Here is a 26,743-nt window from a genome sequence, read left to right as displayed (position 1 = left end):
CCGGTGTTGATCGAAAAAGGCGCTGAGGTGGCGCCCAAGTGCCTGAAGATTAAGCCGGGGAAAGGGGTCGAACAATCCGATAATCGACTCAGTGTTCGATTATCGAACGGATTGTTGTCTAGCTAATCTTTTGTACGAAACACTGAAACTCAACTGGGCTTAGTCCATGTGGGAGCTGGCTTTCCTGCGATGCAAACGACTCGGTTCGGCAGGTGAACTGAGTTGATGCAATCGCAGGCAAGCCAGCTCCCACAGAGGCGCCGGCAGCCACAAGATCGGGTAAAGCCTCAGGTCGCATCCGCATGGCTGACCATGCCTTTGATCAGAACAGCTGCCGTGGCCAGCGCCGCCGGAATCACCAGCGCCGTCAGCACCTGCTCGAAGTTCCAGCCCAACCCCAGTAATGTTGCGCCCATCCACGCACCGAGGATCGCGCCAAAGCGGCCGATGCCGAGCATCCACGACACGCCGGTAGCGCGACCTTGGGTCGGGTAGAAGCGTGCGGCCAGTGACGGCATCGCCGACTGCGCACCGTTGACGCACATCCCGGCGACCAGCACCAAGGTGGCCAGCAGCGTGATATTGCCCAGGCTCTGACCTACCGCGTAGGCGAACACCCCGGCCAGCAGATAGAAAGTGCCGATGACCTTGTGCGGATTGAACCGGTCCATCGCCCAGCCCACGCCGACCGCACTCAACACACCACCAAACTGGAAGAGCGCGCCGATGAACGCAGCCTGCTCCATGCTGGCACCGCTGTCGCGCATCAGGGTCGGCAACCAACTGGTCAGCAGGTACACGATCACCAGGCCCATAAAGTAGGTGAGCCACAGCAACAAGGTGCCGGCGCTGTAAGTGCCGGAGAAAATCACCGCGAACACGTTGCGCGCCTTGACGGTTTTTTGCTCGGGCACGCTGAAGCTGGTGGCGCGGGCGACGAGGTTGGGCTCGATGGGTGACAAGGTTTTGCGCACCTTGTCGGTGCCACGATTGCGCACCACGAGGTAGCGCGCCGATTCCGGCAACCACACCAACAGCACCACCGCCAGGATCAACGGCAGGATGCCGCCAATCATCAGCAAGCTGTGCCAGCCGAACGCTGGAATCAGCTTGGCCGAGATAAATCCGCCACCGGCCATGCCCAGGTTGAACCCACAGAACATGCTGGTGACCAGCAACGACTTGTGACGCTCGGGCGTGTACTCGGAGAGCAGCGTGGTGGCATTCGGCATCCCCGCGCCCAGGCCCAGCCCGGTGAGGAAACGCAACACCAGCAACTGGTCGACGTGAGTGCTGTAGGCCGAGGCCAGGCTGAACGCGCCAAATACCAGCACCGCGCTCACCAGCACCACTTTGCGCCCGAAGCGGTCGGCCAACGGGCCGGAGCCCAGCGCGCCGAACACCATGCCGATCAATGCGGCGCTCATCACCGGGCCGAGGCTGGCGCGGTCGATGCCCCAGTCCTGCGAAAGTGCGGGCGCGATAAAGCCCATGGCGGCGGTGTCGAGCCCGTCGAGGAAGACAATCAGGAAACACAGGATCACCACGCGCCATTGGTAGCGTGACAACGGCTGGGCATTGATAAAGGACTGCACGTCCAGGTTAGTACCGACAGAGGGCTGATTCATTATTGTTATTTCCACACCGATGGGCGGGCGAACGACCTGAGGTCGTCATTATTATTGGGGCGGCGCTGATAGCGCTGCCGCACATTAATAAGCCAGGGGAAACACCGTCAATTGATCAAGCCGGGATCTGTGCGGTCATCGAACACTTAGGCAAACAATTGCGCACTCAGCTCACGGCTCGCGCTGAGCATGCTCGGCAGGAAACGCTGCTCCAGCTCGCTGCGGCTGACCCGACCGGCGTGAGTACTCACGTTGAGCGCGGCCAACACTTGGCCGGACGCGTCGTACACCGGCACGGCGATGGAACGCAGGCCCTGCTCTAACTCCTGATCGACAATGCACCAGCCCTGCTGGCGTACTTGCTGCAGGCATTCGAACAACGCGTCGGCGGTGGTCAGGGTGCGGCTGGTCTTGGTTTGCAGGTCGGCGTGGTCGAGGTAGTCCTGCAGCGAGGCATCGTCGAGTGCCGCGAGCAGAATGCGGCCCATGGACGTGCAGTACGCCGGCAAGCGCCCGCCCACCGACAAATCCACGGAAATCAGGCGCTGGGTGGTGGCGGACCGGGCGATATAGAGAATGTCGTCGCCCTCCAGCGTCGCCATGTTGCAGGCTTCATGCAGTTGCTCGCTCATGCGATCAAGATAAGGCTGGGCCGACACCGCCAGTGGCGTAGAAGATAAATAGGCGTGCCCCAGGGTCAGGACTTTGGGCAACAGTGAATAGGTACGCCCGTCGGTGGTGGCGTAGCCGAGCTTGATCAACGTGTGCAGGCAACGACGCACCGCGGCGCGGGGGATTTCAGTGCGGTGGCTGATCTGGGCGATGGTCAGGTGGCGCTTGCGCTCCTGAAAGGCCTGCACCACGGCCAGGCCACGGGCCAGGGAAGTCATGAAGTCCGGATCACCGGTAAACGCCTGGATGCGCTTGGCCGGGGACGCCACGATCGGCGGCGCCACTGACGCGAAGGAGTTGCGCAATTGATCGTTCATTTCAGGGTCCTTTCTCTTATTTTCAACCGCTGGGAGGGTTGGCCGCTATTACAAGCCGCGCTGGCCAGAATGCACAAGGCGGGGCCAGCAACTTTGGGCGATTATCGGACGATCATGCGATTATCGCAATTTGCTGGTCCCGCAATGGCGTTCAACGAACGAGCACACTTAACGGATGCGCCGAAGGGATCGCTCACGTTTGAGCAGCCATCCGACATTTATAAAAGTGCAGAACGTCAACACGGTTTTTTTCGAAAAGACTGACACCTGTATGTAACAAAACCCTCACGCAACGTTGACGCTTTTTAACTTCACGCCGATAGTGTTATTCAAATACGCCGCTATAATGCAACCTGTGCAGAGGTCGGCCCGGTAACAATAATCGGGATTGGAGCTCGCCAGGCTTTGCAGCGTTCCAGCATCGCCGGTCACACGTATCCGCTTAAACGTTTTGCCCCTGGTGCCTTCTTTCAAACTTGAACAGTTCGCCTGTTCAACTTGAAACAGCCCGAGGACGACTTTCAAGCGTGGCGCTGCACATTCAATACACTCAACTCATTTAGGTAACACTGTGACGAAAGACGAACTGCGCGCGGAACTTGAGCGCCAGGAGCAACGTTACAAGGACGTTTACGGCGGGGAAATCACCACCTACGCCGCCCAGCCTGAGCCCGAGCGCAAGCCCTGGCGCAAACGAGCCAGTTTGCTCGATCAGGCATTTGCCCAGGAAATCCAAAAGATTGAACAGGAACTCAAAACCGAAGAGCCATAAGCGCTTCGATTTGAGCTTCAAGGTTTTGCCACCGCCGCTGGCGCATTGCCAGCGGCGGGCAACCTGATTTAATCAGGCTCCTACAGCCTTGAACGAAATTTCGTACAAATGTTTCAAATGTGACAATCCGGTCAAAAAAACCCGCTTTTTCGACCCCGCGCTTTATAAATCAAAGACTTGCCAAAGCCCCGAAAACCCTGGGATGCGCACCCCTGCCCGGTTTTTTTTCAATGAAGATTGTTACCGATGAGCAGCTAGTGCATCGATTACTGAGGTTTTCTGGCATAATCGCGCCCCCTTACGACCGGGTCAGAAAACCTTCATGATCGATTTATTCAGCGGACTGGATGCGTGGGTTCTAGTGAGCCTGTTGCTCGCCCTGGCCTTTGTCCTCGCCTTCGAGTTCATCAATGGCTTTCATGACACCGCTAACGCGGTGGCCACAGTCATCTATACCAAAGCCATGCCGCCGCACCTGGCCGTGTTCTTCTCCGGGGTGTTCAACTTCCTCGGCGTGTTGCTCGGTGGTGTCGGTGTCGCGTACGCCATCGTGCATTTGCTGCCGGTGGAGTTGCTGATCAATGTGAACACTGGCCATGGTCTGGCTATGGTCTTCTCTTTGCTCGCAGCGGCGATCACCTGGAACCTGGGCACCTGGTACTTCGGTATTCCGGCCTCCAGTTCCCACACCCTGATCGGTTCGATCCTGGGTGTCGGCCTGGCCAATGCCCTGATCAACGATATTCCGCTGGCTGACGGTGTGAACTGGCAGAAAGCGATCGATATCGGTGCATCGCTGGTGTTCTCGCCGATGGCCGGTTTCCTGGTCGCAGCCCTGGTGCTGCTTGGCCTGAAATGGTGGCGCCCGCTGTCGAAGATGCACAAGACCCCGGACCAGCGCCGCAAGCTCGACGACAAGAAACACCCGCCGTTCTGGAACCGCCTGGTGCTGGTGATTTCCGCGATGGCCGTGAGCTTTGTGCACGGCTCCAACGATGGTCAGAAAGGTATCGGCCTGATCATGCTGGTGCTGATCGGTATCGTGCCGGCGCAGTTCGTACTCGACCTGGGCAGCACCACCTACCAGATCGAGCGCACCCGTGACGCCACCGTGCACTTGAGCCAGTTCTACCAGCGTAACAACGCCACCCTCGGCGAGTTCCTGGCACTGGGCAAAAGCGTGAAGGATGACCTGCCGGGCAAGTTCCAGTGCAACCCCCAGCAGACCGAGCCCACCATCAGCGCGCTGATGGAGACTTTGAAAGGTGTCTCGGACTACCACTCGCTGACCTCCGAGCACCGTATCGAAGTGCGCCGCTACCTGCTGTGCCTGGACGACACCGCGAAGAAAGTCGGCAAGCTGCCGGGCCTGGATGCGCGTGAGAAGTCCGACCTGGACAAGCTGCGTAAAGACCTGACTGCCACGACCGAGTACGCGCCGTTCTGGGTGATCCTGGCGGTGGCACTGGCGTTGGGCCTGGGCACGATGGTGGGTTGGAAGCGTGTGGTGCTGACCATCGGCGAGAAGATCGGCAAGCAGGGCATGACGTATGCCCAGGGCATGTCGGCGCAGATCACCACGGCGAGCATGATTGGCCTGGCGAACATCTTTAGCCTGCCAGTTTCGACTACCCATGTGTTGTCGTCCGGTGTTGCCGGGACCATGGTTGCCAATAAAAGCGGCCTGCAGGGTGGTACGGTGAAGACCATTCTGATGGCTTGGGTGTTGACCTTGCCGGCGACGGTGGGCTTGTCGGCCGGGTTGTTCTGGTTGGCGTCCAAGGCGTTGGGTAGTTGATAGGCTACTAGGCTGCGGCTGATAAAGAAGGCGCGATCTCTGATGGGGGTCGCGCCTTTTTTTTGGGCTGCGGGTTAGTGTGAATATCCGTTGTTTGGGTGATGGCTGCTTTGGGTTCCGCCCTTACGGCGGGTCACTTTGGAAAAGCCCCAAAGTAACCAAAGGGCTCTTGCCCCACCACTCGGCCCCTCGCTTAGGCTCGATGTGCCCTCACTCCGGTACTACAGAGCGAGCCGCCGCGACGGGGCGTCCCTGCCCCGTCGCGGCTAAACCGGCGTCCTGCCGGTTTAGCCGCTCCGTACTACCTGCGTTCGGCCAGCGTGGTTTAACGGGGCGCCTAAGATCAAGATCAAAAGCAGATCAAGATCAACAGCAGAGCACGGCGGCCTGGTAGCCGACCTGAGTGGTTAGATCAAAAGCGCAAGCGAGGCGGCCTGACAGCCGACCTGATCTTGGAGGCTGAACTCAATCAAATGTGGGAGCTGGCTTGCCTGCGATGGCATCGACTGGGTGTGCCTGATAGACCGAGGTGCCTGCATCGCAGGCAAGCCAGCTCCCACAGAAAAGCCAAGCAGTGCGGTGCTGGCGGTCTGTACTCGGTCAAACTGTGGGAGCGGGCTTGCTCGCGAAGGCGGTGTGTCAGTGACACATGAGCTAACTGACACACCGCCTTCGCGAGCAAGCCCGCTCCCACATTTGGATCTCTGTGTATCAGGTTGATGTGGTGTTGATCTGCTGTTGCTGTGCTTTTGCTTCAACCACTCAGGTCGGCTACCAGGCCGCCGTGCTCTGCTGTTGATCTTGATCTGCTTTTGACTTTGATCTTAGGCGCCCCGTTAAACCACGCTGGCCGAACGCAGGCTTGAATTCGTGGGTAACCCGGCAGGACGCCGGGTTAGCCGTGTTGGGCCATGGATGGCCCGTCACGGCGGCCCACGGATTCAAGCCGGAGTGAGGGCACACCGAGCCCAGGCGAGGTGCCGAGTGGTGGGGCAAGAGCCCTTTGGTTACTTTGGGGCTTTTCCAAAGTGACCCGCTGTAAGAGCGGAACCCCAAGCCGCCGTTACCGCAGCAACGGATATACCCCCAAAAACCGCGGCCAAAAAAAAGGGCGACCGAAGTCGCCCAAAATGCCTTGCGTGCCCATATAACCCAGAAGAACTTACGGTTCTTTACGCTTATTAGCGTCCTTCCAGATAAAAATTCCAAACCCTACAAAAAACAACACCATGAGGCTGACAGTCAACACTCCGGCAAACACTACATTATCGAAAAACATGACCGGCCTCCTGCTCGTGCCCTGTTGCGATAGGGCTAAGTTAAGGGAGAACGCGGATTGGAAAATTGACGAGGATCAATGTCGCCCGCAACGGGGCGTAAAGAAGGGCAATAACTGACCTGCATCAACAGATGCAGGTTGTTTCAACGCTTTTTCGGCTTGTTCTTCGGCTTTTTCTTAACTTTGCCCAGTGGCATCGCTTGCTCAAACGCCTGGCGCACTTCATTCAGGCGCTTGTCATTAAGGTCATGCACGCGTTTGGCGCGTTCGGCATTCAGGTCAATCAGCTTGTCGTCATCACTCATGGCTTGGCTTACGTTGTGGCGGGAATGGCCCAATAATGCGGCCTCCCCCGCCCAACGGCAAATCAGCGGGCGACAAAATGCAGGGCATCGCCCAAAATCGACCCTTCCCACTCGACTCAGGAGGCGCACTCAGGTGGCACTGCACAAGGACCTTCCGCCGCTGCTGGCCCTGCGCGCCTTCGAGGCCGTCGCACGGCACTTGAGTTTTATCAAGGCGGCGAACGAGCTGTCGGTCACCCAAAGTGCGCTGAGCCACCAGGTGCACAAACTCGAACAGCATCTGGGCAAACCGCTGTTTATCCGCCGCACCCGCGCGATAGACCTGACCGCCGACGGCCAACGTTACTACGCCGACATCCGCCCCGCCCTCGACACCCTCGCCGCCGCCACGCGCGCCCAAAAAACCGCGCCCGCTACCACCGTGCTGCGCGTCGGCCTGCTGGCATCCTTCGCCACCCTGTGGCTGGCCCCACGCCTGGCCGGCTTTCTCAACCGTCACCCGCATATCCAGGTCGAGTTGCTGCCGGCGATTCAATTGGCCAACGTCGCCGCGGCCGAGGTGGATCTGGCCATCCGCTATGGCAAAGGCGATTGGCCGGACGTCCACGCCACCCGCCTGATGCCCGAAGTGATTTCGCCGGTGTGCAGCCCGGCCTTCAAGGCCGGCCAACTGCACAATGGCGCGTTATTGATGGCCACCTCGCACCGTCCCTTCGAATGGACGGACTGGTGCGCGCATTATCACATCGACCTCGAGCACCACCCCCGCGTGATGCTGCACGACTACAACATCGTGGTCGAAGCCGCCGTGGCCGGCCAGGGCATCGCCATGGGCCGGCACCGTCTGATCGAGCGCAAGCTGCAGGAGGGCAGCCTGGTGGAAGCCTTCGACCGGCCGCCCTATCACAGCGAAATCGGCTACTGGCTGATCGCGCCCCAAGGCCCCACCAGCGACGCGGCCGAATGCTTCAGCCAGTGGTTGAAGGACGCCTGCCGCAACGCGTGAGTTTTTTCGATACGTCAGGTGAGTTCTATCCGTTTGTCGCCCGACGGCTCAGCCCACATGCTGAAACCTTACTCCCCCTAGAGGATTCAACATGCGCGACTCCCTTCGCCAACGCGTGCAAGCCCTTGGCCTGACGCTGCCAACGCCCAGCCAGCCGGCGGCCAACTACATCAACCATGTGATCAGCCAGAACCAGCTGTTTATCTCTGGGCAAATTCCCATGATCGATGGCAAACCGGCCTACATCGGCCGGTTAGGCGAAACCCTCAGCGATGAAGAAGGCGCCCAGGCGGCAGAGTTGGCGGCGCTGGGCCTGTTGGGGCAATTGAGCGATGCCGTCGGTGATGACCTGTCGCGCGTGGTGCGCATTCTGCGCCTGGGTGTGTTCATTGCCAGCAGCGGCGACTTCCAGCGCCAAAGCGTGGTCGCCAATGGCGCATCGAACCTGGTGGTCAACGCCCTGGGTGACAAAGGCCGGCATGTGCGGACTGCCGTCGGTGTGTCCAGCCTGCCGGCCGGCGTGGCGGTGGAGGTTGATGCGATTTTCGAGTTGCAGCCGTGAGCCCGCTCGAAGTCCAGCAGCTGCGCGACGCAACGCCCGGCTGCCAGTCGGGCATCGTGCACTTTAACCACGCGGGTGCCTCACTGCCCAGCCAGGCCACACTGGACGCAATCATCGACCAGTTGCAACGCGAAGCCCGCAACGGCCCGATGGAGGCCGGCGAGCAGGGTGCCGTGCTGGTAGAAAAGGCCCGGCGCGCAGCCGCGCAACTGCTCAATGCGCCGACCTCGTCGATCGCATTCGCCAGCAGCGGCTCAAGCGCCTGGAGCATGGCCTTCCAGGCCTTGGGCCCATGGCAACCTGGCGAGCGCATTCTGGTCGGTCGCCACGAATGGGGCGGCAACCTGGCGAGCATGCAACAGGCGGTGCAAGCCGGCGCACGGATAGAAGTCATTCCCTGCGATGAAACCGGCGCAGTCTGCCCGGTGGCGCTGGAGTCGATGATTGATGCCAGGGTCAAGCTGATCGACTTGACCTGGCTGCCGGCCAACGGCGGCGTGATCAACCCTGCCCAGGCGATCGGCGCAGTGGCCAGGCGCCACGCCATTGCCTATTTCATCGACGCCGGCCAAGCGGTCGGCCAACTGCCGGTGGATGTGCAGGCGCTGCACTGCGATGTGCTCAAGTCGGCCGGCCGCAAACACCTGCGTGGGCCACGCGGCACGGCGTTACTGTATGTGCGACCGGATTTTCTCTCGCAGCTCAATCCCGCCCAGCGCGATGTGTTTTCCGCACCCTGGACCGCCGAAGGCTTCGACCTGCGCGATGACGCCCGGCGCTTTGAAACCAGCGAGGTGTCTTTTGCCTTGTTGGCTGGCTTGGGCAATGCGTTGCAGGAGGCGAATCGACTGGGCGTGGAGCACACGTGGGAAAGGGTCTTACAACTCAGTGAGCGAATCCGTGAAGCATTGCGTCAGCTGCCGGGGGTTTCCCTTCACGACCTGGGCACGGCGCATTCAGGACTGATCGCCTTCAACCTCGCAGGCTGGGACGCCTTCGAACTCAAACGACGCCTTGGGCTGAAGCGAATCAACATCGGCGCAAATGGCGTAGGCTACACGCCGCTGGACATGCAGGCGCGAGGGCTGACGAGCGTTGCGCGGGTGTCGGTCAGCCCGCTCAACACCGAACACGACATTGAACTGCTGATCAGCGCGCTACGCGAATTGCGTGACTAAACCTCGACGTCCACCCACAGGCCCTGGCGCGGCGCATCTTCGATCAGCGGCACCACCGGCACGGTGTTGTCGGCGTTGAGCACATCGCCGGGGATCGCCAGGTGTACTTCGGGGTCTTCGTCGGCTTCGCGCCGGCGCTTCTGCTGTTCCTGCTGGCGGCGTTGTTCCTCGCGCAGCAACAAGGTTGACTGCTCGGCATCGCCCTTTTTCAGGTCGATCGTGCTTTCGTTGGAGCCCGCTTGCACTGGCACCACGGGCGGGATATCCGGCTTCTGACGCACCGGGTCAAGTTGTGACGTGACCGGCACAACGCTGACGGGCAGCATGGGTGGCAGCATAATAATTATTCTCCTGATCAACAGGCTGTCGGCGGGTTGCAGGGCGACTTGAGCTCAAGCTCGCCAAGCTGTGACCCAGTCGACACTCGCAAGTGCCCGCCACCCGTCGATCCAGCTTTCGAACCCGCGCGTTAACGGAGTAGTTTTTGTCAGAGTCCTTTGGCTGAGGGCCTTGTTCCGTTAAGATAGTCGGCTTTTTCACGGCGGGAGTCAGGCAGCATGGCGCAGCAGTATCAACCGGGGCAACGCTGGATTAGTGACAGCGAAGCAGAGCTGGGGTTAGGCACCGTTCTGGCACAGGACGGCCGCTTGTTGACCGTGCTCTATCCGGCCACTGGCGACACTCGTCAGTATGCGCTACGGAATGCGCCCCTCACTCGCGTGAGGTTTTCGCCGGGTGATTCGATCACCCATTTCGAAGGCTGGAAAATGACCGTACAGGAAGTCGACGACGTCGATGGCCTGCTGGTTTACCACGGCCTCAATGGGCAGAACGAGCAGGTCACCCTGCCGGAAACCCAACTGTCCAACTTCATCCAGTTCCGCCTGGCCAGCGACCGTCTGTTCGCCGGCCAGATCGACCCGCTGGCCTGGTTCTCGCTGCGTTACCACACCCTGGAACACACCAGCCGCCAACTGCAGTCCTCGCTGTGGGGCTTGGGTGGCGTGCGTGCGCAACCTATTGCTCACCAACTGCACATCGCCCGTGAAGTCGCTGACCGTATCGCGCCGCGGGTGTTGCTGGCTGACGAAGTGGGCCTGGGCAAGACCATCGAAGCTGGCCTGGTGATCCATCGCCAGCTGCTTTCCGGTCGCGCCAGCCGCGTGCTGATTCTGGTGCCGGAAAACCTGCAACACCAGTGGCTGGTGGAAATGCGCCGCCGCTTCAACCTGCAGGTTGCGCTCTTTGACGAAGAACGCTTCATCGAAAGCGATGCCACCAACCCGTTCGAAGACACCCAGTTGGCCCTTGTGGCCCTGGAATGGCTGGTGGACGACGAGAAGGCCCAGGACGCGCTGTTCGCGGCCGGCTGGGACTTGCTGGTGGTCGACGAAGCCCACCACCTGGTTTGGCATGAAGACAAGGCCAGCCCGGAGTATTCGCTGGTCGAGCAACTCGCCGAGGTGATTCCTGGCGTGCTGCTGCTGACCGCCACGCCGGAGCAACTGGGCCAGGACAGCCACTTTGCGCGCCTGCGCCTGCTGGACCCGAACCGCTTCCACGACCTGCACGCCTTCCGCGCCGAAAGCGAGAACTATCGCCCGGTGGCCGAAGCCGTGCAGGAGCTGCTGGACAAGGGCCGCCTGTCGCCGACCGCGCACAAGACCATCCAGGGTTTCCTCGGCGACGAAGGCGAAGCGCTGCTCACCGCCGTCAACGATGGCGACACCGAAGCCAGTGCGCGCCTGGTGCGTGAGCTGCTTGACCGCCACGGCACCGGCCGCGTGCTGTTCCGTAACACCCGGGCTGCCGTGCAAGGTTTTCCGGAGCGCAAACTGCACGCCTACCCGCTGCCGAACCCGGACGAATACCTCGAGTTGCCGCTGGGCGAACACGCCGAGCTGTACCCGGAAGTCAGCTTCCAGTCGCAGCCGGACGTGGATGAAGAAAACCGCTGGTGGCGCTTCGACCCACGCGTGGAATGGCTGATCGATCAGCTGAAAATGCTCAAGCGCACCAAAGTGCTGGTGATCTGCGCCCACGCCGAAACCGCAATGGACCTGGAAGACGCCCTGCGCGTGCGTTCCGGCATTCCGGCCACGGTGTTCCACGAGGGCATGAACATCCTCGAGCGTGACCGCGCCGCCGCTTACTTCGCCGACGAAGAGTTCGGCGCCCAGGTGCTGATCTGCTCGGAAATCGGCAGTGAAGGCCGCAACTTCCAGTTCTCTCACCACTTGGTGCTGTTCGACCTGCCGTCCCACCCTGACCTGCTGGAACAGCGGATCGGGCGTCTGGACCGGATCGGTCAGAAGCACGTGATTGAATTGCACGTGCCGTACCTGGAAACCAGCCCGCAAGAGCGCCTGTTCCAGTGGTACCACGAAGCGCTGAACGCGTTCCTCAACACCTGCCCGACCGGCAACGCCCTGCAACATCAGTTCGGCCCGCGCCTGCTGCCGTTGCTGGAAAACGCCGACGATGGCGAGTGGCAAGCCCTGATCGACGAGGCCCGCGCCGAGCGCGAGCGCCTGGAGCAAGAGCTGCACACCGGCCGCGACCGCTTGCTGGAGCTCAACTCCGGCGGCGCGGGTGAAGGCGATGCGCTGGTAGAGGCCATCCTGGAGCAAGACGACCAGTTTGCCCTGCCGATCTACATGGAAACCCTGTTCGACGCCTTTGGCATCGACAGCGAAGACCATTCGGAAAACGCGCTGATCCTCAAGCCCAGCGAAAAAATGCTCGACGCCAGCTTCCCGCTGGGCGACGACGAAGGTGTGACCATCACCTACGACCGTAACCAGGCGCTGTCGCGCGAAGACATGCAGTTCATCACCTGGGAACACCCGATGGTGCAGGGCGGCATGGACCTGGTGCTGTCCGGTTCGATGGGCAACACCGCCGTGGCGCTGATCAAGAACAAGGCGCTCAAGCCGGGCACCGTGTTGCTCGAATTGCTGTACGTGAGTGAAGTGGTTGCGCCGCGCTCCTTGCAACTGGGCCGCTACTTGCCACCGGCAGCCTTGCGCTGCCTGCTGGATGCCAATGGCAATGACCTGTCCGGCCGCGTGTCGTTTGAAACCCTGAACGACCAGCTCGAAAGCGTGCCACGCGCCAGCGCCAACAAGTTCGTGCAGGCTCAGCGTGACCAACTCACGCCGCGCATCAACGCCGGTGAAGAGAAGATCACCCCGCGCCACGCCGAGCGTGTGGCCGAGGCCAAGCGCCGCCTGGCGGCGGACACCGACGAAGAGCTGGCGCGCCTGACCGCGTTGCAAGCGGTCAACCCGACCGTGCGTGACAGCGAGCTGGTTGCCCTGCGTCAGCAACGCGAGCAAGGTTTGGCCATGCTCGACAAAGCGGCGCTGCGACTGGAAGCGATTCGGGTGCTGGTGGCGGGTTGATCACTGCCCTGCCCTGCTAAAAAGAAGGCCCGCGCAATGCGGGCCTTTTTGTGTTTGGCTTGAGAGCCTCATCGCGGGCAAGCCCGCTCCCACATTTTGATGTGTGAATGCCTTCAAATGTGGAAGCGGGCTTGCCTGCGACAGGGTCAACTCGGTATCAAGCGGTAGCCGCCGCAGCCGGCACCTCTACCGCTTCCAACCCATCCTTCATCCGCTTGGCATCGCGCACAAAACTGCGCGACGCCTGGAACAGAAACAGCAGGGTCAAAAACAGCGCCACCGGAATCAGGTACATGGCGTCGTGCAGCCCCACCGCTTTATAAGCTTCGGTCATCTGCGCCGCGCCATCGGCATACATCGCCGAATGGGCAAAGTGATCAGACAGCCCACCCACCACAATCGGCCCCATGCCGCCGCCCAACAGGTACAACCCGGCGAAGAACAGCGCCATCGCCGTGGCCCGCAGGCGCGGCTCAACCACATCCTGAATCGCCGTGTACACGCAGGTATAGAAGTTGTAGGCGAACAGCCAGCCCACACTGAACAGCGCCACAAATACACCAATCTCGATGCGTCCGGCGTGCAACGCCCACGCGGTGGTGGCGGTGGAGATGATCAAGCTGCAGGCCGCGAACAGCAGTCGGCCGTTGGCGATGCGCTGATGGATCTTGTCGGCAATCCAGCCACCCAACGTCAGCCCCACCAGGCCGGTGACGCCAACGATTACGCCAGTGGCAACCGCCGCCTCCTGCAACGGCATCAGGAAGTAGCGCTGCAACATCGGCACCAGAAACGAGTTGCACGCATAGGTGGCGAAGTTGAAGCACAGCCCGGCCAGCACCAGCCACAGGAAGGTCGGCACCGCCAGCACGCGGCGGATCGGGCGATCGACGCGTTCCTGCGAGACCTGCACGGTTTCGGCCGCGCCGCGCCTGGGTTCCTTGATATAGAACATGAACACCGCCAGGATCAGCCCCGGCACGGCGGCGATAAAGAACGGCGCGCGCCAGCTGTCGAACGCCTTGACCATCGCGCCGATGGTGAAGAACGCCAGCAGCAGGCCCAACGGCAGGCCCAGCATGAAAATGCCCATGGCGCGGGCGCGGCGGTGAGCGGGAAACAGGTCGCCGATCAGTGAGTTGGCCGCCGGCGCGTAGCTGGCTTCGCCAATGCCGATGCCCATGCGTACCAGCAGGAAGGTCCAGAAACTGCCGACCATGCCATTAATAGCCGTGAGACCGCTCCAGGCAAACAAGCCCCAGCCCATTAGCTTGCTGCGCGAACCGGTGTCGGCCAGGCGGCCCAGCGGCAAACCGGCGATGGCATAGACAATGGTGAAGGCGGTGCCGATGATGCCGAGCTGAAAGTCGCTCAGGTGCCATTCCATACGGATGGGTTCGATGATGATCGCGGGGATGGTGCGGTCGAAGAAATTGAACAGGTTGGCCAGGAACAGCAGGAACAGAATGCGCCAGGCATTCGCCGCTTGGGTCGAGTTCTGCATGGGTCCGTCTCTTTTATTGTTATGAGAGCTGCGATGCCCGATGCATCCTGCCCGGTACCTGCAACATAGTCAGGCAGGTGCCGGTTGTCTGTAATGATTCGTAAAGCTGATAGGGCATAATTTCACCCGGTATCACGGGACTTCGCCTACAAAAATATAAGTTCACACCCCCCTTCCCAACGGCAACGCCAAGGATAGAATGGCGAGCCTTCCGTAACACCCACATCCTACTTTTCTTATCGATGACGCCCATGTCCGAAGCCAGTCCGTGTCTGAGTTGCGGTGCCTGCTGTTCACACTTTCGTGTGTCTTTCTTCTGGGGTGAGTGCGCCTCATCGGGGGGCACTGTGCCCGATGACCTGGTGGTGCAGATCAATCCCACGCGCGTGGCGATGATCGGCACCGACCAGAAACCCGCGCGTTGCTGCAGCCTTGAGGGTGAAGTCGGCAAAGGCACCCGTTGCACGATTTATGAGCAGCGTTCGAGCCCGTGTCGCGAGTTCGACGCGTCGTGGAGCCAGGGTGAACAGAACGTCGATTGCGACACGGCACGCGCCGCCTTTGGCTTGCCGCCCCTCGAGGCGCCCTTCGAGTTCGAGCTGCCGATCAGCGCTTAGCATCAAACGCTATGGTGGGCATGCCAAAATCATTCAGAGCAAAGTGCCATTATTCCTGGCAAATCCCGCGAGGCTTCTATACTCGAGGTCATAGGCCATTGCTGTAGGCAATGACGTACTGACTTTGACGGGACATGCTATGGAATGGCGAGGTATGTATTTTTTTACCGAGCTTCCAGATAACGGGCATTTATTACTCAATTGCAGTCATAACCCCTTTCTGGTGCTGCTGGCGTACCTGGTCGCTTGTGCAGCAGGGTTCGGAACCTTGGACATGGCCGAGCGCGTCGGCCACGTGGAAGACCCTACTGCCCGCCGCCACTGGCGCTGGCTGGGGGCCGGATGCCTGGCAGGCGGCATCTGGTCGACTCACTTCATCAGCATGCTGGCCTTCCAGGCACCTATCGCCATTCATTACGAATTGCTCATGACGTTCGCCTCACTGGTGATCGCCCTGATTGCCTCGTTGTTTGCCATGCAAACCCTCAGTCACGCTCATTTGCGCTTTCATCAATACCTGCTGGCATCGGTATGGATGGGGCTGGGTATTGCCTTGATGCACTACGTCGGCATGTCGGCCATGCGCTCCCAGGCAAAGGTGTACTTCGACTCGGGGCTGTTCCTGGCGTCGGTGGGCATCGCCATTGGCGCCAGCCTGGCCGCGCTGCTGTTGTCGTGCTACCTGCGCAACGGCGCCGGGGTGTTCCATCAATTGCTCAAATACGCCGCCAGCCTGGTGCTGGGCGCCGGGATCCTGAGCATGCACTTCACCGGCATGGCGGCCATGCAAATGCTGGTGCCCAATGGCGCGGACCTCGCCTTGCCACTGGACAACAACCCCATCCAGCTTGGTCTGTCCGTGGCCGTGATCACCCTGTTGGTGATTGGCAGCAGCGTCAGTGCAGCACTGGCCGACAAGAAACTGCAGCACAAGGAACGCGACCTGCGCCGGGTCAACGCGCTGCTCAGCGAACTGGACCAGGCCCGCGCCTCGCTGCAACAGGTAGCGCACTTTGACGCGCTGACCAGCCTGCTCAACCGCCGCGGTTTCAATCAGATTTTTGCGGAAAAAGTCGCCGAAAAAACTGCAAGCCACGGCATGATGGCGGTGATTTTCCTCGATATCGATCACTTCAAGCGCATCAACGACAGCCTTGGGCATGATGCCGGTGACCAGTTACTTACCGTGTTGGCCGGGCATATCAAGGGCTCTGTACGCAGCCATGACGATGTGGTCGCGCGCTTTGGCGGCGATGAGTTCTGCATCCTGATCAGCATTCACCATCGTGACGAAGCGCGGCATATGGCGCAGCGCATCATGCAGAAGATGAAAGAGCCGGTCGAACTGGCCGGCCGGCGCATGGTGATGACCACCAGCATTGGCATCAGCCTGTTTCCCGATGACGGCGTGACCTGTGAGGAGCTGCTGAAAACCGCCGACCTGGCGCTTTACCAGTCCAAAGACACCGGGCGAAACAGCCTGAACTTTTTCAGTTCCAACCTCAAAACCCGCGCGTTTCTCGAACTGCAACTGGAAGAAGAGCTGCGCGCCGCCCTGCGCACGCGCAACCAGTTGGTCCTGTTTTATCAGCCGATCTTCGACATGAAACTCGGCAAGGTTACCCGCCTGGAAGCCCTGGTGCGCTGGCAACACCCGCAACACGGGCTGCTGGCGCCGGACCGGTTTATCGCCATTGCCGAAAGCAACGGGCTGATTGCCGAGTTGGACCACTGGGTATTACGCCAGGCGTGCCACGATTTGAGCCTGCTGTCTGACCGCGGCTATACCGAGCTGACCATGGCCGTGAACTGTTCGGCCCTCAACCTGGCGCGTGACGAACTGGCGGATGAAATCGAAGACGCCCTGCGCTTCGCCGGCATCGCCGCCGGGCGCCTGGAACTGGAAGTCACCGAAAACGCCCTGATGGGCAACATCAGCAGCACGCTCGCGCTGTTGCGGCAAATCCGGGCACTGGGCGTGTCGCTGGCGATTGACGACTTCGGCACTGGCTACTCGTCACTGGCCTACCTCAAGCGTCTGCCGCTCAATACGTTGAAGATCGACCGCTCCTTTATTCAGGACATTCCCAAATCGACTGCCGATATCGAAATCGTCCAGGCGATTATCGGCATGGCCCACACGCTGCACCTGCACGTTGTCACCGAAGGCGTGGAAACCCAGGCGCAATTCGAACTGCTGCTCAACCATGGCTGTGACTTCATTCAGGGCTACTTGCTGAGCCCAGCGGTGCCTTTGAGCGATGTGGTTGGCGTGATCCAGGGCATTCAGATGCGTAACCCGCTCTACCCTTTCAGCGTGGAAGGCAGCAAAGACGCCACACCGCCCAAAGACCCTGTCACCGGCCGTATCGGCCCACCTTCCATCGTCAGGCCAATTCGCTGACGCCGAATATTTGGCATTTAGCCATCATTTGCCTAAAGAACGCCGACGAACGGCCGATTCATCAGAGTCCACGTGGCGTTGCCCTGGTTCAGTAGGCGCGCTTGCGCCGATGGCACGGCGAAGTCGCGAACTCTCATTCAGTGATGGCTCCGTGATTTTTTTGGCCATCCGTCCAGGTACATGGCGCCCAATGACTTCCAACAATAATTCTGTCTCCGAGATATGCGACGCAGTGCCGACAGCACCAGCGGAAAAATTCCCAGCCGCGAAATCATTGAGCAGCGCCCGCCCGTTGGCTACCCAGCAGTACTTGTACTTCACCGAAACCAATACCGACCGCATCCTCGACAACCTCGACGGCCTGCGTGACATGGTGTTCCCGCGCCTGCCCCAGCAGGAAGGTGATGGCGATGCGCGCAATGAGCAGGAATTTCCGTCGGTGTGCCTGATCGGCCTGGGCCGCTGCGGCTCCAACATTGCCCTGGACGTGGCAGAGCTGGTGTACAACGCGCGCAAGTTCTACCTCAACGAATTCAGTACCGAAGACAAGTCGGCCGATAAAGGCTACAGCCCGGCCCAGTGGATTCGAAACAACCTGCGTCTGGGTGGCGGCAAGGCCACCAAACCGGTGTTCCTGGTGGAGCCGCTGGTCATGCTGGGCGACCTGGACAAAGACATCGCCGGGCGCATCCGTTTCTCGCGCAAGGGCGAAAAAAGCGGCTTCCTGCGCGACTACAGCAAAATGAAAATCATGGACCTGTCGGAAGTGCACGCCGGCGGCGCCGGTAACGCGCCGATCCTGGGCCAGTACCTGGCCAAGATCATCCTCAACAAAGACACCCAGCGTTTTTCCAGCCCCGACTGGAAGATGATCCACTCCTACCTGATCGACTCCTGTGGCATCAAGGCCAACCAGTCGCGCCTGTATTTCTCGATCTTCAGCGCCGGCGGCGGTACGGGTTCGGGCATGGCCTCGGAGTTCGGCCTGGCCCAGCAGCACTCGTACATGAACAAGACGTTCGACACCAAGCCGGCCGACGAGCATGACAGCAAGAGCGGCCACGCCTTCGTGTTCGAGCCGATCTTCACCAGTGGCATTTGCGTGCTGCCGAATATCTCCGACCACCGCAGCGAAATGTCCGAGGCACTGCACATCAACGCCGGGCGGCTATTGTGCAAATACCTGTCGGAAGAATGGGATTTCTCATACAACTTCGACAATGAAGACAGCAGCGAAGCCAGCGTGAAAGGCCGCATCCGGCCGTGGAACGCGATGATGCTGATCTCCAACGACATCATGCGTTACGCCGAAGAGAGCGATGACGGCAACATCCAGAACATTGACGTCAATGCCATGGAAAAACACGCCAACCAATACATCTCGCAGCAGATCTTCAACATCCTCACGGCTCAGGCGGTGACCACCGACTACGACCAGAACTACTTCCGGCGGGCCGGCATCGACATTGGCGAAACCATCCGCCTGGATGCCAACGACTTGTTCATGAGCCTGGCCGGGCCGGTGGCGATTGCCTACGCCGAATCGGTGGTGCCGGAGACGCCGGTGCCCTCGGGCGACAAGTTCAAGGTGTTCGATAAAGAGCCGCAGCGGCTGAACATCGATGACCTGTTTTTCCGCTCGATTGATTTGCCGCACTTCAACAAAGTGACGCAGGCGATCGAGGGCATCAGCCTGTTGCCGATCGAGTCCAAGCGCTACAAAGCGTCGTTGGAACAGTACAAGAACTCCGGGTATGACGCGGCGGCGCTGCATGACCTGCACTTCTTCAAGAACTGCTCGTCGGTGGTGTCGATTGTGTCCTTGCCCAAGGATTACAAGCTGTCCTACATGGACTTGAACCGGCTCAAAACTCATTTGAACAGCTTGTTCCCCAACACCACGCTCAAGCGTTACGCCCTGGTGATCGGCGCGTCGGCCAACCTGTCGCTGACCACGCTGATCGCCAAGAGCCCGTGCCTGTCGGATGATTTCCTCACGCTGATCGTGGCGTTCATCAAGCGTTGCTTTGCGCGTAACCCGTACCGGTTTGATGACACGCTCGATAACTCGATCCTGGACTTCATCATCCATGATGACTTTGATGAGGACCGGATTGACGAGTTGCTCAATGAGTTCGAGAACCCGGCGAAGATTCTCGACACCAATTGGTACGCGATCAAGCCGATGTACGAGAAGAAGTACCGCGAGTTGATTAACGACAAGGAGAAGTTCGTGTCGATTAACGATATTCGCCTGTCACGGGATTGCGTGAAGAAGGCGATCAAGTATTTGCGTGAGATTTATCGTCATCGGATTGGGAAGACCAAGGTTATTTCGTTGAATAACCATACTGGCAAGACGGCTTAGACTGAGTCGCGACCATCGCGGGCAAGCCAGCTCCCACACTTGGAATGTATTTCAAATGTGGGCGCTGGCTTGCCTGCGATAGCGGTCTGCCAGGCAAGCAAAATCCTGATCCCTGCCACACCCAGAAACAATTCTCCGAGCCTTCGGCCCTGCGCAAAACTGTTCCCGTGACGCGCACGTCACCTTTACCTGTGACCTTTCTCTACGGCAAGGTGCCATCACGGTGTCGGCGGTTACTCCGCTACACACTTGCAAGGGTCCGAGCAGCGCACCTTTTTAGTGCGCAGGTTTCTTACGCCGCCCTTTCCTGGATCAGAATCCACGGCGAAACCACGACCGCCCACAGGCTTGGATCCCTCTCGACCAGGTCCAATGCCCGCGTCGCAGACACCTCGCCCAGGCTCCCTGCAGCCAGCCACGCAGCGACTTTGTCACGGTTATCCTCCGCCATTCCCTCGGCCGCTTCGATCAAATCCAGGCCGGCGTCGACCCACAATAGGGCACCCTTGGCAAAGAACGGTTCAAGCTCCTTCCAGGAAATTTCGGCGGTTTCACCGAGCAGCTTGGCATAGAGGGTGCTAGGTTCTTGCGTCATGGGAATTCACCTGAATAAAAAATCGGCGCAATCATAGCGTCAGGCGTCAGGCAGAAAAACCCAGTTGCAAATGAGGCATCGAACGAAAGTGTCAGGAAAGCCAAGGATTGCCCGAAACTCTGGCATCACCCCGCCGCAATTCTGTCTTTTTCTTTCATTAAAGCGACATCCCCGGCGTTTGCCCCCAGCAGCCAGCTTTTCAAGCGATCAACCGGCGCTCTACACTGTACCGGTACAGTTGCCAGGGCAATGCCGGGGGGATATCCGAGATATCTGATCCGGTTCTGCAGCTCACAAGGCCGCTAGAACTATAAAAAATACAACAGTAAGAGTGGAGCACTATGAATAAGGCTACTAAGCAGATTTCCAAACTGTTTGCCGCTATGGTCCTGGCTGGGGTTGCCGGCCATTCGTTCGCAGCCGACACCATCAAGATCGGCATCGCAGGTCCAAAGACCGGTCCTGTGACGCAATACGGCGACATGCAATTCATGGGTGCCAAGCAGGCGATCGCCGACATCAACGCCAAGGGCGGCGTCGACGGCAAAATGCTTGAAGCCAAAGAATACGACGACGCTTGCGATCCGAAACAAGCCGTTGCCGTAGCCAACAAAGTGGTCAACGACGGCGTCAAGTTCGTGGTGGGTCACCTTTGCTCCAGCTCCACTCAGCCAGCAACCGACATCTACGAAGACGAAGGCGTGATCATGATCACTCCGGCGGCTACCAGCCCGGAAATCACCGCCCGTGGTTATAAACTGGTATTCCGCACCATCGGCCTGGACAGCGCCCAGGGCCCGGCCGCCGGCAACTACATCGCCGACTTCGTGAAGCCCAAGGTGGTTGCCGTACTGCACGACAAACAGCAATACGGTGAAGGCATCGCTACTGCCGTTAAACAGACCCTTGAGAAGAAAGGCGTGAAAGTCGCTGTCTTCGAAGGCCTGAACGCCGGCGATAAAGACTTCTCCTCGATCATCCAGAAGCTCAAGCAAGCCAACGTCGACTTCGTCTACTACGGCGGCTACCACCCAGAGCTGGGCCTGATCCTGCGCCAAGCCAAGGAAAAAGGCCTGAGCGCCAAGTTCATGGGCCCGGAAGGCGTTGGCAACGACTCCATCTCGCAAATTGCCCAGGACGCTTCCGAAGGCCTGCTGGTAACCTTGCCTAAATCCTTCGACACCGACCCTGCCAACAAAGCCATTGTTGAAGAGTTCGCCAAGAACAAGCAGGACCCAACCGGTCCGTTCGTGTTCCCGGCTTACTCTGCGGTTGAAGTCATCGCCGGCGGTATCGCTGCCGCGAAGAGCGAAGACACCGCCAAAGTGGCAGCTGCCATCCACGCAGGTACTTTCAAGACCCCGACGGGCGATCTGAGCTTCGACGCCAAGGGCGACCTGAAGGACTTCAAGTTCGTGGTCTACGAATGGCACTTCGGTAAGCCAAAAACCGAAGTTTCCCCTCAGTAAGCCAGGCGTTACTGGTTAACAAGCCCACTGTGAAAGCAGTGGGCTTTGTTTTACGAGGTTTATGGGCCTGTCACCCGCGATCCGGGCGCTGGCTCACCTGAAAATCTTAAAACCGTCACCAGCGGTTCGCTGGCAAACGCTTTGTGCAAATGTGCTCATAGAACACAGCGCAGGGCCGGAACATGACTCCACCAGTGAAATGCGTATCGGGTTTTTAGGAGCGCTGTAATGCCTGAGATCTATCATTTTTTCCAACAGCTGGTTAATGGCCTGACCATTGGCAGCACCTATGCCTTGATAGCCATTGGCTACACAATGGTTTACGGCATCATTGGAATGATCAACTTCGCCCATGGCGAGGTGTACATGATTGGTTCCTACGTGGCCTTCATCGCCCTTGCCGGGCTGGCCATGATGGGTATCCACTCTCTGCCGCTGTTGATGACCGCCGCGTTTATCGCGTCGATTGTTGTAACCAGTGCCTACGGCTACAGCATCGAGCGGGTTGCCTATCGTCCCTTGCGTGGCAGCAACCGTTTGATCCCGCTGATTTCCGCCATCGGCATGTCGATATTCCTGCAGAACACTGTATTGCTGTCCCAGGACTCCAAGGACAAGTCCATTCCCAACCTGATTCCGGGGAGCATCTCCTTCGGCCCAGGTGGCGCACAAGAAGTGCTGATTTCCTACATGCAGATCCTGGTGTTCGTCGTCACGCTGGTGGCGATGCTGGGCCTGACGCTGTTCATTTCCCGCTCCCGTCTGGGGCGCGCCTGCCGGGCCTGCGCCGAAGACATCAAGATGGCCAACCTGCTGGGCATCAACACCAACAACATCATTGCCCTGACCTTCGTCATCGGTGCTGCGCTGGCGGCCGTCGCGGCGGTACTGCTGAGCATGCAGTACGGCGTGATCAACCCCAACGCCGGTTTCCTGGTAGGCCTCAAGGCCTTTACCGCAGCGGTATTGGGCGGCATCGGCAGTATTCCGGGCGCCATGCTCGGCGGGCTGGTGCTGGGCGTGGCTGAAGCCTTTGGTGCCGATATCTTCGGCGACCAATACAAGGACGTGGTGGCGTTCGGCCTGTTGGTTCTGGTGCTGTTGTTCCGTCCGACCGGCATTCTGGGCCGTCCGGAGGTTGAGAAAGTATGAGCAGATATCTTAAATCGGCGTTTTTCAGCGCCTTGCTGGTGTGGGCCGTGGCCTTTCCGGTACTGGGCCTCAAACTGAGCATTGTGGGCATCAACCTGGAAGTGCATGGCACCGGTCCCGTGACCCTGACCATCATCGCCCTGTGCTCGGTGCTGATGTTCCTGCGCGTGCTGTTCACCCAGCAGGTCGGCGCCTTGTTCAAGGGCAACCGTGGGCCGTTGGTATCGCCCAAGGTCAGCCAGTTCCTGACCCTGCCGCGCACCCAACGCTACATCATCATCGGCCTGATCGTTGCCGCGCTGATCTGGCCGTTCTTCGGCTCACGCGGCGCGGTGGATATCGCGACGCTGATCCTGATCTACGTGTTGCTGGGCCTGGGCCTGAACATCGTGGTGGGCCTGGCCGGCCTGCTCGACCTGGGTTATGTGGGCTTCTACGCCGTGGGTGCCTACACCTACGCGTTGCTCTCGCATTACCTGGGCTGGGGCTTCTGGATCTGCCTGCCGCTGGCGGGTATGGCGGCGGCCACGTTCGGCTTCCTGCTGGGCTTCCCGGTGCTGCGCCTGCGCGGTGACTATTTGGCGATCGTGACCCTGGGCTTCGGTGAAATCATCCGGCTGTTCCTGCGTAACCTCACCGATATCACCGGCGGCCCCAACGGCATCAGCAGCATCCCCAAGCCGACGTTCTTCGGGCTGTCGTTCGACCGCACCGCCGCCGAGGGCATGCAGACGTTCCACGAGTACTTCGGGATCGACTACAACCCGGTGAGCAAAGTGGTGTTCCTGTACCTGGTGGCCCTCTTGCTGGCACTGGCGGCACTGTTCGTGATCAACCGCCTGCTGCGCATGCCGATCGGACGGGCGTGGGAAGCGTTGCGCGAAGATGAGATCGCCTGCCGAGCGCTAGGCATGAACCCGACCGTCATCAAACTTTCGGCCTTCACCCTCGGGGCAACGTTCGCCGGTTTCGCCGGCAGCTTCTTCGCGGCGCGCCAAGGCTTGGTGACCCCGGAGTCGTTCACCTTTATCGAGTCGGCGATCATCCTCGCCATCGTCGTACTGGGTGGCATGGGCTCGCAGCTGGGCGTGATCCTGGCGGCCATCGTAATGATCCTGCTGCCGGAGATGATGCGAGAGTTCAGCGAATACCGCATGTTGATGTTCGGCGCCATGATGGTGCTGATGATGATTTGGCGTCCTCAAGGTCTGCTGCCGATGCAACGCCCACACATGGAGCTGCGCAAATGAGCCGCGAGATCCTGAAAGTCGAAAACTTGAGCATGCGCTTCGGCGGTTTGCTGGCGGTCAACGGCGTGGCCCTGACCGTGAAAGAAAAACAGGTGGTGGCACTGATCGGCCCGAACGGCGCCGGCAAAACCACGGTGTTCAACTGCCTCACCGGCTTTTACAAGCCGAGCGGTGGCAGCATCCTGCTGGACGGCCAGCCGATCCAGGGCCTGGCCGGCCACGAAATCGCCCGCAAGGGCGTGGTGCGCACCTTCCAGAACGTGCGGTTGTTCAAGGACATGACGGCGGTCGAGAACCTGCTGATTGCCCAGCACCGTCACTTGAACACCAACTTTTTTGCTGGCCTGTTCAAGACCCCGGCGTTCCGCAAGAGCGAACGCGAGGCGATGGAATACGCCGAGTACTGGCTGGACAAGGTCAACCTCACCGAGTTTGCCAACCGCCCTGCCGGCACCCTGGCTTACGGGCAGCAACGTCGCCTGGAAATCGCCCGCTGCATGATGACCCGCCCGCGGATCCTCATGCTCGACGAACCGGCCGCCGGCCTGAACCCCAAGGAAACCGAAGACCTCAAGGCGCTGATCAGCGTGTTGCGTGAAGAAAACAACGCCACGGTGCTGTTGATCGAACACGACATGAAACTGGTCATGAGCATTTCCGACCACATCGTGGTGATCAACCAGGGCACACCGCTGGCCGACGGGACACCGGAACAGATCCGCGACAATCCTGAAGTGATCAAAGCCTATTTGGGGGAAGCGTAAAATGCTGCAATTCGAAAACGTTTCCACTTTCTACGGCAAGATCCAGGCCCTGCACAGCGTCAACGTGGAAGTGCGCCAAGGTGAAATCGTCACGCTGATCGGCGCCAACGGTGCCGGCAAATCGACCTTGCTGATGACACTGTGCGGTTCGCCGCAGGCGCACAGCGGCAGCATCCGCTACATGGGTGAAGAACTGGTGGGGCAACAGTCCTCGCAGATCATGCGCAAGAGCATTGCGGTGGTGCCCGAAGGCCGTCGCGTGTTCTCGCGCCTGACCGTGGAGGAGAACCTGGCCATGGGCGGGTTCTTCACCGACAAGGGCGACTACCAGGAGCAGATGGACAAGGTGTTGCACTTGTTCCCCAGGCTCAAGGAACGCTTCAGCCAGCGCGGCGGCACCATGTCCGGCGGCGAGCAGCAAATGCTCGCCATCGGCCGTGCGCTGATGAGCAAGCCCAAGCTGTTGTTGCTCGACGAACCTTCGCTGGGCCTGGCACCGATCATCATCCAGCAGATCTTCGACATCATCGAACAACTGCGCAAGGACGGTGTGACGGTGTTCCTGGTCGAGCAAAACGCCAACCAGGCGCTGAAAATCGCCGACCGCGCCTACGTGCTGGAAAACGGCCGGGTGGTGATGCAGGGCACCGGGGAGCAGTTGCTCACGGATCCGAAAGTGCGTGAAGCCTACCTCGGTGGCTGAGCCATTGGCGTAAACAAAAACGGCCCTCGGGCCGTTTTTTTATGTGGTTTTTAGCGCGTCGTGCCCAGTGACCTTTGCTGGCCCGTTGGCCGACGAGCATCAAGCCAGCGCCCGTGACCAGCAAGCCCGCAGCGAGAAAGATATACACGCCATACACGTCCAACGGCATGTCGAAATACCCGATAACGTGCTGCGCCAGGTTTAAGGTCTGGGAACACACCAGCGTGCCGGCAAGCGAGGCGATGGCCAGTGGTGCCACCAGCACACGAGGTATCGCCGAGGCAGCCACTGCCAGACCTACGGCCGTCGGCAGAAAGGCGCTGTTGTGAAACTGGTCCGTCACCCACCAGACGATGACAGTGCTCTCGAAAACGAACTCACCAAACGACGAAAGCGCTTGCCCCAGCCAAAGAAATGAAAAATTCCTGCTGATGAAAAAATCTGTAAAGCGCTTGTTCAACACCAAAGCTCCCTATTGGTCGTAACGTCGCCGGGCATTGCGCGATCCTACAGCAAGGTGGTGCAGCACCACCGATACCAGAACCCTCAGGCTCAGGGGCTATTGGCTGTGAATCGAAAATTTATTTGCAACCTGCTGTAACGCAACCTGAAGCCTTGACTCTAGAGGGGTAAGCAAGCACAAACGCTTCCTTACCCACCCTCATTGCTGGAGATACACCATGACCACTAAATTGTCCGCCGCAACCCTGATCCTGGCTCTCGGTTCGGCCCTGAGCCTGTCTGCCCTGTCGAACATGGCCCACGCCGACGACGCCAAGATGGACAAATGCTTCGGCGTCGCTGAAGCCGGCAAGAACGATTGCGCTGCAGGCGCCGGCACTTCCTGCGCCGGCACCTCGAAAGTCAAAGACCAGGCCAACGCCTGGAAGCTGGTCCCGGCCGGCACTTGCGCCAAGACCCCAAGCTCCACCTCGCCGACCGGTTTCGGCCAGGCAGCCGCCTTCACCGCCAAGTCCTGAAACAGCCCACAGCCTG

25 protein-coding genes are annotated in these 26,743 nt (G+C 59.8%); 16 read left to right on the top strand and 9 right to left on the bottom strand.

Translation table 11 applies throughout. The features are described from left to right. Positions 1 to 287 precede the first annotated feature (287 nt). Both pcaK and pcaR read right to left on the bottom strand, forming a co-directional pair. Positions 288 to 1,628 carry a 4-hydroxybenzoate transporter PcaK gene (pcaK, locus tag C4J83_RS07075; protein ID WP_119738845.1) on the bottom strand — a complete coding sequence of 447 codons (1,341 nt, stop codon included), beginning with the start codon at positions 1,626 to 1,628 and terminating at the stop codon, positions 288 to 290. Between the two features lie 146 nt (positions 1,629 to 1,774). After that, on the bottom strand, positions 1,775 to 2,617 hold the full coding sequence (gene pcaR / locus C4J83_RS07070; protein WP_106577091.1) for a pca regulon transcriptional regulator PcaR: 843 nt from the start codon (positions 2,615 to 2,617) through the stop codon (positions 1,775 to 1,777). Here pcaR and C4J83_RS07065 point away from each other — a divergent pair. Next, complete coding sequence (locus tag C4J83_RS07065; RefSeq protein ID WP_124416645.1) at positions 2,606 to 2,881, top strand: hypothetical protein; 276 nt, start codon at positions 2,606 to 2,608, stop codon at positions 2,879 to 2,881. The genes pcaR and C4J83_RS07065 overlap by 12 nt on opposite strands. A gap of 21 nt (positions 2,882 to 2,902) precedes the next feature. Here C4J83_RS07065 and C4J83_RS07060 read toward each other — a convergent pair whose 3' ends face one another. Further along, entirely contained in the window at positions 2,903 to 3,142 is a 240-nt protein-coding gene (locus tag C4J83_RS07060; protein ID WP_124416644.1) for a hypothetical protein, read from the bottom strand. Positions 3,143 to 3,188: 46 nt separating this feature from the next. On the opposite strand from C4J83_RS07060, the gene C4J83_RS07055 reads away from it, so the two are divergent. Continuing rightward, positions 3,189 to 3,389, top strand: coding sequence for a hypothetical protein (locus tag C4J83_RS07055; RefSeq protein WP_057701255.1), 201 nt, complete (start codon positions 3,189 to 3,191; stop codon positions 3,387 to 3,389). A gap of 322 nt (positions 3,390 to 3,711) precedes the next feature. Then, positions 3,712 to 5,187 (top strand): inorganic phosphate transporter, encoded by a 1,476-nt coding sequence (locus C4J83_RS07050; protein ID WP_124416643.1) that lies wholly within the window; start codon positions 3,712 to 3,714, stop codon positions 5,185 to 5,187. A gap of 1,162 nt (positions 5,188 to 6,349) precedes the next feature. Here C4J83_RS07050 and ccoM read toward each other — a convergent pair. After that, on the bottom strand, positions 6,350 to 6,466 hold the full coding sequence (gene ccoM / locus C4J83_RS30915; RefSeq protein ID WP_017137226.1) for a cytochrome c oxidase subunit CcoM: 117 nt from the start codon (positions 6,464 to 6,466) through the stop codon (positions 6,350 to 6,352). A gap of 143 nt (positions 6,467 to 6,609) precedes the next feature. Further along, positions 6,610 to 6,771: a hypothetical protein gene (locus tag C4J83_RS30425; RefSeq protein ID WP_017844811.1), complete on the bottom strand. Its 162-nt coding sequence runs from the start codon at positions 6,769 to 6,771 to the stop codon at positions 6,610 to 6,612. Positions 6,772 to 6,904: 133 nt separating this feature from the next. On the opposite strand from C4J83_RS30425, the gene C4J83_RS07040 reads away from it, so the two are divergent. From C4J83_RS07040 to C4J83_RS07030, 3 genes are all read left to right on the top strand, one after another. Then, on the top strand, positions 6,905 to 7,777 hold the full coding sequence (locus tag C4J83_RS07040; RefSeq protein ID WP_124416641.1) for a LysR substrate-binding domain-containing protein: 873 nt from the start codon (positions 6,905 to 6,907) through the stop codon (positions 7,775 to 7,777). Between the two features lie 91 nt (positions 7,778 to 7,868). Beyond that, positions 7,869 to 8,339 (top strand): RidA family protein, encoded by a 471-nt coding sequence (locus C4J83_RS07035; protein ID WP_119738841.1) that lies wholly within the window; start codon positions 7,869 to 7,871, stop codon positions 8,337 to 8,339. Beyond that, positions 8,336 to 9,517: an aminotransferase class V-fold PLP-dependent enzyme gene (locus C4J83_RS07030; protein ID WP_124416640.1), complete on the top strand. Its 1,182-nt coding sequence runs from the start codon at positions 8,336 to 8,338 to the stop codon at positions 9,515 to 9,517. Before C4J83_RS07035 ends, C4J83_RS07030 begins: the two co-directional genes overlap by 4 nt. On the opposite strand, the gene C4J83_RS07025 is transcribed toward C4J83_RS07030, so the two are convergent. Continuing rightward, on the bottom strand, positions 9,514 to 9,855 hold the full coding sequence (locus C4J83_RS07025) for an aspartate-semialdehyde dehydrogenase (RefSeq protein ID WP_106577096.1): 342 nt from the start codon (positions 9,853 to 9,855) through the stop codon (positions 9,514 to 9,516). The genes C4J83_RS07030 and C4J83_RS07025 overlap by 4 nt on opposite strands. 219 nt (positions 9,856 to 10,074) lie before the next feature. Here C4J83_RS07025 and rapA point away from each other — a divergent pair, with 219 nt between their 5' ends. Beyond that, positions 10,075 to 12,921, top strand: a complete 2,847-nt coding sequence (gene rapA / locus C4J83_RS07020; RefSeq protein ID WP_106577097.1) for an RNA polymerase-associated protein RapA — start codon at positions 10,075 to 10,077, stop codon at positions 12,919 to 12,921. A gap of 157 nt (positions 12,922 to 13,078) precedes the next feature. Here the strand turns inward: rapA and C4J83_RS07015 are convergent, their stop codons facing one another. Continuing rightward, entirely contained in the window at positions 13,079 to 14,425 is a 1,347-nt protein-coding gene (locus tag C4J83_RS07015; RefSeq protein ID WP_124416639.1) for a spinster family MFS transporter, read from the bottom strand. A 251-nt stretch (positions 14,426 to 14,676) separates the two neighbouring features. Here C4J83_RS07015 and C4J83_RS07005 point away from each other — a divergent pair, with 251 nt between their 5' ends. The 3 genes from C4J83_RS07005 (at position 14,677) to C4J83_RS06995 (ending at position 19,814) form a co-directional block, all read left to right on the top strand. Next, positions 14,677 to 15,042, top strand: coding sequence for a YkgJ family cysteine cluster protein (locus C4J83_RS07005; protein ID WP_106577100.1), 366 nt, complete (start codon positions 14,677 to 14,679; stop codon positions 15,040 to 15,042). A gap of 139 nt (positions 15,043 to 15,181) precedes the next feature. Continuing rightward, positions 15,182 to 17,446 (top strand): putative bifunctional diguanylate cyclase/phosphodiesterase, encoded by a 2,265-nt coding sequence (locus tag C4J83_RS07000; RefSeq protein ID WP_124416638.1) that lies wholly within the window; start codon positions 15,182 to 15,184, stop codon positions 17,444 to 17,446. Positions 17,447 to 17,636: 190 nt separating this feature from the next. Then, the gene (locus tag C4J83_RS06995) at positions 17,637 to 19,814 is read left to right on the top strand and encodes a hypothetical protein (protein WP_119738835.1); all 2,178 of its coding nucleotides are present in this window, start codon (positions 17,637 to 17,639) and stop codon (positions 19,812 to 19,814) included. A gap of 292 nt (positions 19,815 to 20,106) precedes the next feature. Here the strand turns inward: C4J83_RS06995 and C4J83_RS06990 are convergent, their stop codons facing one another. Beyond that, entirely contained in the window at positions 20,107 to 20,409 is a 303-nt protein-coding gene (locus C4J83_RS06990) for a DUF2288 domain-containing protein (protein ID WP_017530446.1), read from the bottom strand. 341 nt (positions 20,410 to 20,750) lie between these two features. Here C4J83_RS06990 and C4J83_RS06985 point away from each other — a divergent pair, with 341 nt between their 5' ends. From C4J83_RS06985 to C4J83_RS06965, 5 genes are all read left to right on the top strand, one after another. Beyond that, positions 20,751 to 21,878: a branched-chain amino acid ABC transporter substrate-binding protein gene (locus C4J83_RS06985; RefSeq protein WP_106577103.1), complete on the top strand. Its 1,128-nt coding sequence runs from the start codon at positions 20,751 to 20,753 to the stop codon at positions 21,876 to 21,878. 228 nt (positions 21,879 to 22,106) lie between these two features. Further along, complete coding sequence (gene livH, locus C4J83_RS06980; RefSeq protein WP_106577104.1) at positions 22,107 to 23,030, top strand: high-affinity branched-chain amino acid ABC transporter permease LivH; 924 nt, start codon at positions 22,107 to 22,109, stop codon at positions 23,028 to 23,030. Next, a complete protein-coding gene (locus tag C4J83_RS06975) occupies positions 23,027 to 24,280 on the top strand; it encodes a high-affinity branched-chain amino acid ABC transporter permease LivM (protein ID WP_064451210.1) in 1,254 nt (417 codons plus the stop codon). The genes livH and C4J83_RS06975 overlap by 4 nt, the downstream gene beginning before the upstream one ends. Beyond that, the gene (gene livG, locus C4J83_RS06970; RefSeq protein ID WP_016975067.1) at positions 24,277 to 25,044 is read left to right on the top strand and encodes a high-affinity branched-chain amino acid ABC transporter ATP-binding protein LivG; all 768 of its coding nucleotides are present in this window, start codon (positions 24,277 to 24,279) and stop codon (positions 25,042 to 25,044) included. Before C4J83_RS06975 ends, livG begins: the two co-directional genes overlap by 4 nt. Position 25,045: 1 nt before the next feature. Further along, positions 25,046 to 25,747: an ABC transporter ATP-binding protein gene (locus C4J83_RS06965; protein ID WP_010212366.1), complete on the top strand. Its 702-nt coding sequence runs from the start codon at positions 25,046 to 25,048 to the stop codon at positions 25,745 to 25,747. Here C4J83_RS06965 and C4J83_RS30575 read toward each other — a convergent pair. Beyond that, positions 25,707 to 26,207 (bottom strand): hypothetical protein, encoded by a 501-nt coding sequence (locus tag C4J83_RS30575; protein WP_177416147.1) that lies wholly within the window; start codon positions 26,205 to 26,207, stop codon positions 25,707 to 25,709. The two genes, C4J83_RS06965 and C4J83_RS30575, sit on opposite strands and share 41 nt — an antisense overlap. Positions 26,208 to 26,427: 220 nt before the next feature. On the opposite strand from C4J83_RS30575, the gene C4J83_RS06955 reads away from it, so the two are divergent. Beyond that, positions 26,428 to 26,727 (top strand): BufA1 family periplasmic bufferin-type metallophore, encoded by a 300-nt coding sequence (locus tag C4J83_RS06955; RefSeq protein ID WP_119738828.1) that lies wholly within the window; start codon positions 26,428 to 26,430, stop codon positions 26,725 to 26,727. The last annotated feature ends 16 nt before the right edge of the window (positions 26,728 to 26,743 follow it).

This window comes from Pseudomonas sp. LBUM920 (assembly GCF_003852315.1).
Taxonomy (GTDB): Bacteria; Pseudomonadota; Gammaproteobacteria; order Pseudomonadales; family Pseudomonadaceae; genus Aquipseudomonas.
Note: the sequence above shows the minus strand (reverse complement) of the source record. Positions and strands in the feature narration are given on the sequence as shown.